Genomic DNA, 11,387 nt, shown 5'->3' with positions numbered 1-11,387 from the left:
GGATCTGCTGCACCGCGCGACGGTCGGCATTGATCTCGCCGGCATCCGGCGCGATCTGGGTGGCAAGAACGATGCCCTTGGCGTCGGCCAGCGGCCGCATCATCGAGCGGCACATGTCGACGGCCTCGACGAAACGGAACGTCTCCAGCTCGGTCGCATAGGCGCCCGCCTCGATGCGCGAGACGTCGAGGATCGAGGTGACGACGGACAGAAGATGCTGGCCCGACTCCCTGACCAGGCCGACATATTCCTTCTGGCGCGGGTCCTTGAAGGCGCCGAACATCTCATGCAGCAGCATGTCGGAAAAGCCGATGATGGCGTTGAGCGGCGTGCGCAGCTCGTGGCTGACCACCGCCAGGAAGCGGCCCTTGGCCACTTCGGCGGCCGCGGCGGCCTCCCTGGCTTCCGCAAGCTCCTCGCGCAGCTCCGCGACATCGTCGTTCTCGCGCAGCACCAGCATGAAGACGTCGCGTTCGGCTTCGCCGCGCAGCAAGTCGAGACTGAACGGACGGAAATTATCGGCAGCGCCGGAACCCTCGCGCGGCAAGCGGATGCGCAACTCAAGCCGGCGCTTCGGCGCCCCCTCGCGCATGTCCGCCAAGGCGGTGAGATAGGCGACGCGGTCGGACAGATGGACCCGCTCGAACAGGCCGGTGCCAAGCAGGAGCTCCGGCGCCAGTTTCAGGACCGAACGCGCTTTGGCGGACGCGTCGAGCACTTCGCCCTGGCGGCCGACGCGCAGCACGACGGCGTCGATCAGGTCCTCGAGACGATCGCCGGCGGGCTCCGCCGGCCGCAGGCCGGCAGGATCGGCGAAGGCGGCGGCACGCGGCAACAATGTCAGCGCCCAGGCTAGCGGCAGCAGCCAGTGCCAGGCGGCGATTTCGCCAGGCGGCAGGAGCTGGCCGGCAAAGGGCTGGAGAACGATCGCGGCGACCGCGGCCATCACGCTCGACAGCGCGGCGCGCCGCGACCCGGAAACCCACCAGGTTTCGACCGGCAATGCCAAGCCCAGCAGCGCGACCGGCGAGGCCAATCCCCCTGCCGCCGCTATTGCGCCGGCAAGGGCAAGGCCGCCCAAGGCGACCGCCATGCGGCCGGCGAGCGCCATGTGGCCGGTGGCGGCGACCAGAAGCGCGGCGAACCAGCACAAGCCGAAAGCGGCAAAGATGGCGGCCATGGTGACGGCCGCGCCGAGACTCGAGGTGACCAGCGTCACCGCGGCACCCGCGGCAAGGAATGGCGCGGCGAGCATGACGCCGATGAAGCGGCGCTGGCGCAGGCGTTCCGCCTCACTCGTCACGGTGGGGTGAACCAAGCGTTCGCAGCCGGCGGCAACCGCGCCGGGCAATTGAACGTATCTGGCTGAAATCGAACTCAACGCACGCGTACCCGGTGGTAAAAACATCCTGCCTGGCAGGTGACTCAATCAATGACTTGAAACTCGCATCCAGCGTTTAAGGAATGGATAAGGCTGGCGGGTGCCAGCGACCGCCCCAAGGCAAATATTGTGATGCCGGCACCGCAAAGCGCGCCGAGTTGGCGTCATGGTAAACGGCGCGTTAGCCGCGAGGCCTGTGCCAAAACGGGCCTAAACCTGACGCGGCTAATTTCTGTTGCGAATAAAATCGAATAATTACAATGCGATATATGGTTATCGTAAAGTTAATGCTGTCGATGAGATTCGACACAAGTCCGCTTCAAAACCAATTCCTTTCCAATTCGCCTAAAATTTGAGACAAATTCGCGGCTTCGAGGCAAGCCGTCCTTTGCGTGACCGTGCCATTATCGTGCCCATAAAAGAGGTCATGCCGATGGATGCATGACCCGTCACGGATGGATGCAGGATCCATCCCGCACGAGAGGCAAGTGAGATGGGCTTTCTGATCAGGATGGCTTTCTGGTTTTCGCTGGTGCTGCTGGCGCTGCCGCTCGGCGTCGGCCCGGGCGAGGACGGCCAGCAGAGCGTCGGGCCGATCCAGGCGCTGTTCGCGGCGCGCGAGGCGGTGGGCGACATTGCAGGGCTCTGCGAGCGCAAGCCCGATGTCTGCGAAACCGGCAAATCTGCCATGTACACCATTACAGTCCGGGCCCAGGAAACGGCCAAGATCGCCGCCGCCATGATCGACGACAAATCAGAGCAGGCAGGCGCGGCCGAGACGAAGGTTGCGGACACGGCCAAGATGACCACCGGCAGCGTCGCCGAGGACATCGTGCTGCCCGCCAAGGTCAACATACCAGTGCTGTTGACTTCCAAGAACTGAGACAATCTTCAGCCGCCACTTGGCTACGCCGCGGGCCCGTCCGACCTCTCGACGCCCGCGGCGCTTTCTTTTTCCGTGACGCGACGGTGCCGCGCCACTATATGCGGGCCATGACCACCCCGATCCAGACGATCCGCGACGACTTTTCCCTGCTCGACGAGTGGGAGGACCGCTATCGCTATGTGATCGAGCTCGGCGAGGGCCTGCCGCCTTTCCCCGAGAACGAACGCACGGCCGCGAACAAGGTGCCCGGCTGCGTCAGCCAGGTGTGGCTCACCACCGAGCAGGGAGCGGGCGCCGATCCGGTGATCAGCTTCCAGGGCGATTCGGACGCCCACATCGTGCGCGGCCTCGTCGCCATCATGCTGGCGCTGTTTTCGGGCCGGCGGGCAAGCGAGATCCAGAGCACGGACGCGGAGGCGACGCTAAAGGAGCTCGGGCTGGACGAGCATCTTTCGCCGCAGCGCGCCAACGGCCTGCGTTCGATGGTCAAGCGCATCAAGCGCGACGCGGAAGCGGCGCTGAAGCAGACGGCCTGATCCGGTCCATATCGCCTTCGCTATCCGGAAAAGCAAAACGGCGCCGCAAGGGCGCCGTCGAACTTTGCCTGAGGAACGAAGCCGATCAGCGGCCCTTGCGCTTGCGGCCCAGACCCATCTTCTTGGCGAGCTGCGAGCGGGCAGCCGCGTAGTTGGGGGCCACCATCGGATAGTTGGCGTCCAGCCCCCACTTCTCACGGTATTCCTCCGGCGTGAGATGGTAATGGGTCATCAGGTGACGCTTCAGCGATTTGAACTTCTTTCCGTCCTCCAGACAGACAATGTAGTCGTCGTGGACAGAGCGCTTGGGATTGACGGCCGGCTTCTGCTTCTCGGCCGATGGCTGCTCCGGCGAACCACCGACACGGCCCAACGCGGCATGGACGTCGGCGATTAGGTTCGGCAATTCCCCAACGGGCACCGGGTTGTTGCTGACATAGGCGGCGACGACATCGGCGGTCAGTTCGATCAGCGCATCACCGTTTTTCGAAGGTGTTTCGACGATTTCCATAGTGCTCAGGCCCCAACGAGAGTTGTTTCTAAAATTGCGCCCTTTTTTCCGAGGTCGGGCATCGCGCGAATTTCATTCAGGAAAACCCTGCGATTCGCGTCGGTCATCTTAATGACGCCGCATCGCAAGTAAGTCAATTCGCATATTGACTTATATTGGCCGATATTCATCAAATATTGCCGTTTCAGCTTCAAAAATTCGTGCGGCGTGTAACTTCGCGAGATTTTTCTGGCCAGACCAGCATGCCATGACGCTGCGTCACTGGCGTGTTAGACATCCGATCGCCGCACGACATGGCCCGCGATGCTTGACCAATGCTTGGATGCCTGTTGCGCCAGCACGATGAATCCTATGGCGCAACGTAGCTGCCCTGCCGGCCGGCCCGACAAGGCGAGCCGACGGTCCGTCAATAAGGCGCGATATATTTGCCGTAGACCCAGCCGGTGACGAAATGGCCATTCTGCGCCGGGTCGTGCCACACCTCGCACCAGCGATAGCGGATCGCCTGGCGCTGCTTCCATTGCGGCTGCCCGGCGATATCGAGCAGATTTACGCCACCTGTGCAGCGGCCGGTCATCTGCAGCACGGTGCCGTTCGGATAGGCGGCCTGTTTTTGCGATGCGTTGGAGGGATACTTTCGCGCGTTGAGCGTGTCGCCGAACGGCACGCCCGCCACTTGCCAGGCGGCAAAGACGGTTGCATGAGACGGACTGGAAAAAGTCAGACCCGCCGCGAGGACGGCGACAGACATAGCGGTAGCAACACAGGATTTCATCTTTTCCCCTTCGACTTGGCTTCTGTCGACCATCTTGAGCCGTGCCCCTTGAACCGCCGCTGAGTGGCGTGTTCATTCGTCATTCAAGCAAATTCCGCAGCGAGACGTAATGACCAGCACTTCCGCCCTGACTCCCGCCTTCCCGGCCGCCAGCCCGCCGACGCCTGAGAAACATCCTGTTTCCGACACGCATCACGGCATCACCCGCAGCGACGGCTATGCCTGGATGCGGGCCGACAACTGGCAGGCCGTGTTCCGGGATCCTTCCCTGCTTGACGGCCGGATCCGCGCCTATCTGGAGGCCGAGAACGCCTATCAGGCCGTTCTGATGGCCGGCACCGCGGATCTGCGCGGCAAGCTGTTTGCCGAGATGAAGGGACGCATCAAGGAGGACGACTCAACGGTGCCGATGAAGGACGGCCCCTATGCCTACGGCTCGTCCTTCCGGCAGGGCGGCGAGCAGCCGCGCTATTTCCGCACCTCGCGCGATGGCGGCAGCGAGGAAATCCTGCTCGATGGCGACGCGGAGGCCGAGGGCAAGGCCTATTTCCGGCTCGGCGGCGTCGACCATTCCGCGGACCACAAGAAGCTCATCTGGGCGTTCGACGACAAGGGCTCGGAATTCTTCACGCTACGCGTGCGCGATGTTGCCGGCGGCACCGACCTTGCCGACCAGATCCCGGATACGGGCGGCGGCGGGGTCTGGAATGCCGGCGATGACGGCTTCTTCTACACCCGCCTCGACGACAACCATCGCCCGTCGAAAGTATTCTTCCACAAGCTCGGCGACAAGCTGGAGAACGACCGCCTCATCTATGAGGAGACCGATCCGGGCTTCTTCATGGATGTCAGCGGCACGCGCGCCAATGACTGGATCCTGGTCGGCATCAACGACCATGAGACGTCCGAGTACCGGCTTCTGCCGGCCGATAATCCTTCAGCGGCGCCCCGGCTGGTGGCGGTGCGCGAGTCCGGGCTGCAATACGACCTGGAAGAAGGCGGCGACGTCTTCTTCATCCTGACCAACGCCGACGGCGCCAAGGATTTCAAGATCATGACCGCGCCGGTCGACAATCCGGTCCGCGCCAACTGGCAGGAACTGGTGCCGCACGAGCCCGGCCGGCTGATCCTCTCGGTGCTCGGTTTCAAGCATCACATGGTGAGACTCGAGCGCAAGGACGGCCTGCCGCGCATCGTCGTGCGCGAGCGCGCCAGCGGCGAGGAGCATTTCATCTCCTTCGACGAGGAGGCTTTCTCGCTCGGCCTTTCCGGCTCCTACGAGTACGACACCGAGACGATGCGCTTCACCTATTCGTCGATGACAACGCCGGTGCAGGTGTTCGACTACAATATGCGCAGCCGCGAGCGTGTGCTCCTGAAGACGCAGGAAGTGCCCTCCGGCCACGATCCGGAGCACTATGTCACGCGCCGGCTGATGGCGCCGGCCGCCGACGGCGAGTTGGTGCCGATTTCGCTGCTCTACCATCGCGACACGCCGCTGGACGGCTCGGCGCCGTGCCTGCTCTACGGCTACGGCTCCTATGGCATCACGGTGCCTTCGGCCTTCAACACCAACTGCCTGTCGCTGGTCGACCGCGGCTTCGTCTACGCCATCGCGCATGTGCGCGGCGGCAAGGACAAGGGCTATGGCTGGTACGAGGACGGCAAGCGGGCGAAGAAGATGAACACCTTTACCGATTTCATCGCCTGCGCCCGCCATCTCGTCGCCGAGCGTTACACACGGCACGACCGCATCGTCGCGCAAGGCGGCTCCGCGGGCGGCATGCTGATGGGCGCGATCGCCAACATGGCGCCGGAAAGCTTCGGCGGCATCGTCGCCGAGGTGCCGTTTGTCGACGTGCTCACCACCATGCTCGACGCCAGCCTGCCGCTGACGCCGCCGGAATGGCCGGAATGGGGCAACCCGATCGCGTCCGCCGACGACTACAAGACGATCGCCGCCTATTCGCCCTATGACAATGTCGCGGCGCTCGCCTACCCGCCGATCCTGGCGCTGGCAGGCCTCACCGATCCGCGTGTCACCTATTGGGAGCCGGCAAAATGGGTGGCGCGGCTGCGCGAACGCAAAGCAGGTGGCAACCCGGTCCTGTTCAAGATCAACATGGATTCCGGACACGCCGGCGCCTCGGGGCGTTTCTCCCGGCTGGAAGAGATCGCCTACATTTACGCCTATGCCCTGAAAGTGACCGGGAAGACCTGATTTTCCACTCGCAATTGACAAGGGCGCGCGTTACGCAATGCTCTGCGTTTTTGGAGGTGGCCCTTGGACCGCGCCGACTGCTCATTCACAAGGTTCGTCATGCTGCTCGTCGACGTCTATCTCGACAAATCGCCCATCCAGGGCATCGGCGTCTTCGCCAAACACCGCATTGCAAAGGGCACGCTGATCTGGAAGCTCGACCCAAGGTTCGACCGGCGCATTCCCGTCGACACCTATGAGGGCGAGAGCGGGCCGGTAAAGTCATATCTCGACCGCTATTCCTATCCGGACCGGCGCGATCCAAACTACATCGTGTTCGAGGCGGACGACGCGCGTTACATGAACCACGCCGACGAGCCGAACTGCGACGTCTCCTCGCCCGAGGAAACCTACGCGCTGCGCGATATCGCGCCCGGCGAGGAACTGACCTGCGACTACAACCACTTTTTCGAAGACGGCTTCGATTTCCTGGGCGACCGCCACCCGTAAGATAAAGGTCAACTCGCCGGCTTGCGCGCCGGATAGCCGTTGGGGTGCGGCGGGATCGCCTTGAGATAGGCGGCGATTGCTGCGCGGTCATCGGCGGTCAGCTGCGCCATGTTCTTTTGCACCTCGACCATGGCGCCGCCGACGGAATCGAAATCGGGCGTGAAGCCGGTCTCGAGATAGTTGGCGATATCGGCTTCCGACCAGTCCTTGATGCTCTTCCCGTCGGGTGTGATGTTGGGCACGACGCCGGTGCCCTCGGCAGCCACGGCGCCGGCCAGCCATTCGCCCTTCTTGACGCCGCCGGCGAAATCGCGCGGCGTATGGCATTCGCCGCAATGGCCGGGACCCTCGACGAGGTAGCGGCCGGCCAGCACCTTGTCCGGCGTGCCGTCGCGCAGCGCGATCACCGGCTCGGGACTGAGATAGAGAAGCTTCCACAGGCCGATGCCGCGGCGGATGGTGAAGGGGAAGGAAAGCTTGTGGTCCGGCGCTTTGCCGGCGACCGCCGGCAGCGTCTTCATGAAAGCGTAGAGATCGGCGATGTCGGCCGGCTTTATGCGCGCGTAGGAGGCATAGGGAAAGGCCGGATAGAAATGCTCGCCCGAAGGCGAAACGCCTTTCAGCATGGCGTTGGCGAAGTCCTCCTCGCTCCAGCCGCCGATGCCGTCCTTCCGGTCCTGCGAGATGTTGGGCGGAACGAAGGTGCCGAACGGCGTCTTGAGCTCCAGCCCGCCGGCCAGCTGCAGCCGGGCGTCGCCCTGGGCGCCAGACTTCGAATGGCAGGAGGTGCAGCCGCCCGCATAGAAGATGCGCTTGCCCCTGGCGGCGTCGCCGGGCCCGAGCTGCGCGATGGCCCCAGCGTCAAGCCTGACCGGCGCCGACAGGGCCCAGCCGGCGGCGGCCGCCGCTCCGCCAAGCACGATGGCGGCGCCGACGAGCTTCTTCAGCCAAGCCATATCAGGCGATCAGCCCTTCTTGATCCTGTAGCTCTGATGGCAGGCGCCGCAATCGCCGCCCAGGGTGTTGAGCTGCGCCTTCAGACCATCGACATCGCCCGGCGGCGAGGCGACCGCTTCCTTGGTGTTGGCCAGGAACTTGTCCTCGGCGGCCTTGAAGCCGGCCATGTCTTCCCAGATCTTCGGTGCTGCCGTGGTGTCGCCCTTGTCGGAGCCGGCCGGAAACAGTTTTTCGGCATCGAACTTTTCGGCATTGGCCTGCAGGGCCTTCAGCGTCGTCAGCACGGCGGCCGCGTCGAAATCCTCCTCGCCCTTGACCACCTTGGACAACTGGCCGGCGAGCTTGCCGCGCTCCTTCATCAGCGCCTGGCGCTCCTGGATCGGATCGGCAAAGGCGGCCGAACCGGCAAAGGCGAGCATAGAGATGGCAAGGACAAGCTTTCTCATTCAATTGGCTCCGTGGTGAAAAAATTTCGCGACTGCGGCATTCACCGTTTCACGGCGAAATGCTCTATCTCCTGGTTGGCACAATTCCGGACGGAAAACTGTTCCACATCTCGTCTGGAAAAGCTCCGGACGTTAACGGACCCGACCATGGAAATATTCCCCCGGTGCCGTCACGATTTTGCCGCTCGCGATCAATCTGCTGTGTTGGCAGATAAAGAAAAGCCCCGGCATGCCGGGGCTTTTCAGTAAGATTGATCAGCCTTTACAGCGCCGCGCGCCTTTCGGCGCGCAAAGGACGCTGTAACGCTTTGATTCTGCGCATGATCCTTTCCGAAAATCGATCACGATTTTCGGGGTCATGCGCGGGCCTTTTCGTACAGCTCCAGGACGTGGTCCCAGTTGATCAGGCTGTCGACGAAGGCTTCGAGATATTTCGGCCGGGCATTGCGGTAGTCGATGTAGTAGGAGTGCTCCCAGACGTCGACGCCGAGGATCGGCGAGCCGCCATGCACCAGCGGGTTCTCGCCGTTCGGCGTCTTGGAAATCTCGAGCTTGCCGTTCTTGACCGAGACCCAGGCCCAGCCGGAGCCGAACTGGGTGGTGCCGGCGGCGATGAAATCCGCCTTGAACTTGTCATAGCCGCCGAGATCGCTGTCGAAGGCCTTCTGCAGCGCGCCGGGCAGCTTGTAGCCCCCGCCGCCCTTCTTCATCCACTTCCAGAAATGGATGTGATTGTAGTGCTGGGCGGCATTGTTGAAGAGCCCGGCATTCTTGCCGAAGGACTGCTTGACCACCTCTTCGACCGACAGGTCGCCAAGGCCGGCTTCAGCGGCCAGCTTGTTGCCGTTGTCGACATAGGCCTTGTGGTGCTTGTCGTGGTGATACTCCAGCGTCTCCTTCGACATATAGGGCTGAAGCGCCTCGTAGTCGTAAGGCAAGGCGGGCAACTCAAAAGCCATGGATGGTACTCCCTCGAGGAAAAAATCCGGTGAAACTGCCGAACTTAGATAGGTCTGGAATGGGTTGGGGCAACTCCGGAATGAAGCGCCGAGCGACTTTAGAGCAATTCGCCGAAAAGTGTGAAAGGGTTTTCCGTCCGGAATTACGCCAAACAGGAGAAAGGGTGGGTCGCCGTTCCGTGAAACACTGAAACTCCGGCGGCTCAGGCGGCAGACGTCGAATGCGCCCATTCCCAATAGAGCTCGCGCGCCTTCTTGGCCACGGGCCCGGGCTGCAGGTCGCGGCTCTCGATGCGGGTGACCGGCACGACCTTGGAGTGGTTGCCGGTCGAGAAGATCTCGTCGGCGTCCAGAAAATCGCGAACCGACAGAGTCTTCTCGATGGTCCTGAAGCCGTAGTCGCCAAGCAGGTTGATGGTGCGCGAGCGGGTGATGCCCGACAGGAACGTGCCGTTTGGCGCCGGTGTCATCACATGGCCGTCCTTGACCAGGAAGATGTTGGAGGTGCCGGTCTCGGCGACATTGCCCAGCATGTCGAGCACGAGCGCGTTGTCGAAGCCGCGGTTCTTGGCTTCCAGGATGGCGCGGCCGTTGTTGGGATAGAGGCAGCCGGCCTTGGCATTGGTCGGCATGGTCTCGATGGTTGGGCGGCGGAACGGCGACACCGTGACCGAGAAACCGGAGGGCGGAATCATTGGCGCCTCGTAAAGGCAGAGGCAGAAGCGGGTCGACTCCGGATCGGCCGGCACGCCCATATAGCCGCCATGCTCGGCCCAATACATCGGCCTGATGTAGACCGCCGTCTTGCCGTCGAATTTCTTCAGGCCGTCCCAGGTCAGGCCGACGATCTCTTCCGTCGTCATCGACGGCTTCAGGCCGAGCGCCGTGGCGGAAGCGTTGACGCGGGCGGCGTGAAGCTCGAGGTCGGGCGCCACGCCTTCGAACCAGCGGCCGCCGTCGAAGACGCTGGTGCCGAGCCACATGGCGTGGCTGCGCGGTCCGAGAATGGCAACGTTGCCCTCGTACCAGTCGCCGTCCACATAGGTGCATGTCGCGGTTTGCGCCGCCGTCGCCAGTGTCATGTTTGCCGTCCAGATCGATGACTTCAGGCCGGCATAGGACGATGCTTTGACGGCCGTCGTCAACCGACATCGGGAAAAATCGTTGAGGCCAGAGGCACTTGACTGCAATCAATGCTTGCATGGCAGGCCTGCGCGCCGCAAAACTCAAGCATGCATCATGCGGCCTATGTCTTCGACGCCTATGGCACGTTGTTCGACGTGCACGCCGCCGTGCGCCGCCATGCCGGCGAGATCGGGCCGGATGGCCAGTTGCTGTCGGACATCTGGCGCGCCAAGCAGCTCGAATATTCCTGGGTCAGGACGCTGATGGGCTCTTACGCCGACTTCTGGCAACTGACCGAGCAGGCACTCGACTTTGCGCTGCGCAAGGTGCCCTCGGCCGATCCGGCGCTGCGGACGAAGCTGCTCGAAGCCTATTGGCGGCTCGATTGCTATCCGGAGGTGCCGGCCGTGCTGAAGGCGCTCAAGGCGTCCGGCGCGAAGCTTGCAATCCTCTCCAATGGTTCGCCGGAAATGCTCGACGCCGCGGTCAAATCCGCCGCGCTCGACCAGATCCTCGACAACGTTTTTTCGGTCGACCAGGTCAAACGCTTCAAGACCGACCCGTCAGTCTACGACATGGTGGTCACCAGCTGGCGGCTTTATCCGGGCGCGGTGTCGTTCCAGTCGTCGAACCGCTGGGACATAGCGGGCGCGACGAAGTTCGGTTTCCGTACAGTCTGGATCAACCGGACCAACCAGCCGGATGAATACCGCGACTTTCCGCCAGGGCTGATCCTGCCGTCGCTCGACGGCCTGCTGGCAGGTGTCTGATGCAATTCCAGGAAAAGTGTGAAGCGGTTTTCCGTCCGGAGTTGCGTCAAAACAAAAGAAAGGGCGGTTCGGCGTTTCCGTGAAGTGGCGAACCGCCCTGACCCCGCTGTTGCTGCAGCGCAACAGCTGTGGCGTGGTCACAGCTTCGCCTTTTTCTGTCCACCCTCAGGCCAGAATTGGAACCGCCTATCGCCCCGACTGTTATGGATGGCGCCGGCGACGGACCCTCGCATTCATGCTTTCTTGCGAATTGAGACCTAGAGCATGATCCCGAAAATTGGGAACCGGTTTTCGGAGAAGATCATGCTCCAACAAAGAGTTAGATCAGAAC

At 62.8% G+C, this 11,387-nt stretch carries 12 protein-coding genes; 5 read left to right on the top strand and 7 right to left on the bottom strand.

What is annotated here, in order from left to right; genetic code table 11:
- Positions 1–1,318, bottom strand: a 1,318-nt coding sequence (locus EOA24_RS14000; RefSeq protein WP_133374510.1) for a PAS domain-containing sensor histidine kinase, incomplete at its 3' end; no start/stop codon positions are given.
- Positions 1,319–1,874: 556 nt separating this feature from the next.
- Here EOA24_RS14000 and EOA24_RS13995 point away from each other — a divergent pair.
- Complete coding sequence (locus tag EOA24_RS13995) at positions 1,875–2,264, top strand: DUF5330 domain-containing protein (RefSeq protein WP_126061981.1); 390 nt, start codon at positions 1,875–1,877, stop codon at positions 2,262–2,264.
- A gap of 110 nt (positions 2,265–2,374) precedes the next feature.
- Positions 2,375–2,803 carry a SufE family protein gene (locus EOA24_RS13990; RefSeq protein WP_126061982.1) on the top strand — a complete coding sequence of 143 codons (429 nt, stop codon included), beginning with the start codon at positions 2,375–2,377 and terminating at the stop codon, positions 2,801–2,803.
- Between the two features lie 85 nt (positions 2,804–2,888).
- Here the strand turns inward: EOA24_RS13990 and EOA24_RS13985 are convergent, their stop codons facing one another.
- A complete protein-coding gene (locus tag EOA24_RS13985) occupies positions 2,889–3,314 on the bottom strand; it encodes a MucR family transcriptional regulator (RefSeq protein ID WP_126061983.1) in 426 nt (141 codons plus the stop codon).
- Positions 3,315–3,720: 406 nt separating this feature from the next.
- Positions 3,721–4,065, bottom strand: coding sequence for an SH3 domain-containing protein (locus EOA24_RS13980; RefSeq protein WP_189341955.1), 345 nt, complete (start codon positions 4,063–4,065; stop codon positions 3,721–3,723).
- Positions 4,066–4,198: 133 nt separating this feature from the next.
- Here EOA24_RS13980 and EOA24_RS13975 point away from each other — a divergent pair, with 133 nt between their 5' ends.
- The gene (locus EOA24_RS13975) at positions 4,199–6,310 is read left to right on the top strand and encodes a S9 family peptidase (protein ID WP_127251708.1); all 2,112 of its coding nucleotides are present in this window, start codon (positions 4,199–4,201) and stop codon (positions 6,308–6,310) included.
- A gap of 99 nt (positions 6,311–6,409) precedes the next feature.
- Entirely contained in the window at positions 6,410–6,799 is a 390-nt protein-coding gene (locus tag EOA24_RS13970) for an SET domain-containing protein-lysine N-methyltransferase (RefSeq protein WP_126078382.1), read from the top strand.
- 8 nt (positions 6,800–6,807) lie between these two features.
- Here EOA24_RS13970 and EOA24_RS13965 read toward each other — a convergent pair whose 3' ends face one another.
- From EOA24_RS13965 to EOA24_RS13950, 4 genes are all read right to left on the bottom strand, one after another.
- The gene (locus tag EOA24_RS13965) at positions 6,808–7,755 is read right to left on the bottom strand and encodes a cytochrome c (RefSeq protein WP_126078383.1); all 948 of its coding nucleotides are present in this window, start codon (positions 7,753–7,755) and stop codon (positions 6,808–6,810) included.
- 9 nt (positions 7,756–7,764) lie between these two features.
- The gene (locus tag EOA24_RS13960; RefSeq protein WP_042641989.1) at positions 7,765–8,202 is read right to left on the bottom strand and encodes a cytochrome c; all 438 of its coding nucleotides are present in this window, start codon (positions 8,200–8,202) and stop codon (positions 7,765–7,767) included.
- 356 nt (positions 8,203–8,558) lie between these two features.
- A complete protein-coding gene (locus tag EOA24_RS13955) occupies positions 8,559–9,161 on the bottom strand; it encodes a superoxide dismutase (protein WP_126078384.1) in 603 nt (200 codons plus the stop codon).
- 203 nt (positions 9,162–9,364) lie between these two features.
- Positions 9,365–10,243 (bottom strand): branched-chain amino acid aminotransferase, encoded by an 879-nt coding sequence (locus EOA24_RS13950; RefSeq protein ID WP_126083467.1) that lies wholly within the window; start codon positions 10,241–10,243, stop codon positions 9,365–9,367.
- Between the two features lie 150 nt (positions 10,244–10,393).
- On the opposite strand from EOA24_RS13950, the gene EOA24_RS13945 reads away from it, so the two are divergent.
- On the top strand, positions 10,394–11,056 hold the full coding sequence (locus EOA24_RS13945; RefSeq protein ID WP_042642109.1) for a haloacid dehalogenase type II: 663 nt from the start codon (positions 10,394–10,396) through the stop codon (positions 11,054–11,056).
- Positions 11,057–11,387 lie beyond the last annotated feature (331 nt).

Source organism: Mesorhizobium sp. M2A.F.Ca.ET.039.01.1.1 (assembly GCF_003998035.1).
In the GTDB taxonomy this organism is placed as follows: Bacteria; Pseudomonadota; Alphaproteobacteria; order Rhizobiales; family Rhizobiaceae; genus Mesorhizobium.
This window is presented reverse-complemented; position numbering and strand designations above follow the sequence as displayed.

What these genes read in the sequence shown, in the direction of transcription:
- EOA24_RS13970 (WP_126078382.1), top strand. Translation starts at nt 6,410, where the DNA reads ATGCTGCTCGTCGACGTCTATCTCGACAAATCGCCCATCCAGGGCATC.
- EOA24_RS13960 (WP_042641989.1), bottom strand. Translation starts at nt 8,202, where the DNA reads ATGAGAAAGCTTGTCCTTGCCATCTCTATGCTCGCCTTTGCCGGTTCG.
- EOA24_RS13965 (WP_126078383.1), bottom strand. Translation starts at nt 7,755, where the DNA reads ATGGCTTGGCTGAAGAAGCTCGTCGGCGCCGCCATCGTGCTTGGCGGA.
- EOA24_RS13950 (WP_126083467.1), bottom strand. Translation starts at nt 10,243, where the DNA reads ATGACACTGGCGACGGCGGCGCAAACCGCGACATGCACCTATGTGGAC.
- EOA24_RS13955 (WP_126078384.1), bottom strand. Translation starts at nt 9,161, where the DNA reads ATGGCTTTTGAGTTGCCCGCCTTGCCTTACGACTACGAGGCGCTTCAG.
- EOA24_RS13990 (WP_126061982.1), top strand. Translation starts at nt 2,375, where the DNA reads ATGACCACCCCGATCCAGACGATCCGCGACGACTTTTCCCTGCTCGAC.
- EOA24_RS13980 (WP_189341955.1), bottom strand. Translation starts at nt 4,065, where the DNA reads ATGTCTGTCGCCGTCCTCGCGGCGGGTCTGACTTTTTCCAGTCCGTCT.
- EOA24_RS13945 (WP_042642109.1), top strand. Translation starts at nt 10,394, where the DNA reads ATGCATCATGCGGCCTATGTCTTCGACGCCTATGGCACGTTGTTCGAC.
- EOA24_RS13985 (WP_126061983.1), bottom strand. Translation starts at nt 3,314, where the DNA reads ATGGAAATCGTCGAAACACCTTCGAAAAACGGTGATGCGCTGATCGAA.
- EOA24_RS13975 (WP_127251708.1), top strand. Translation starts at nt 4,199, where the DNA reads ATGACCAGCACTTCCGCCCTGACTCCCGCCTTCCCGGCCGCCAGCCCG.
- EOA24_RS13995 (WP_126061981.1), top strand. Translation starts at nt 1,875, where the DNA reads ATGGGCTTTCTGATCAGGATGGCTTTCTGGTTTTCGCTGGTGCTGCTG.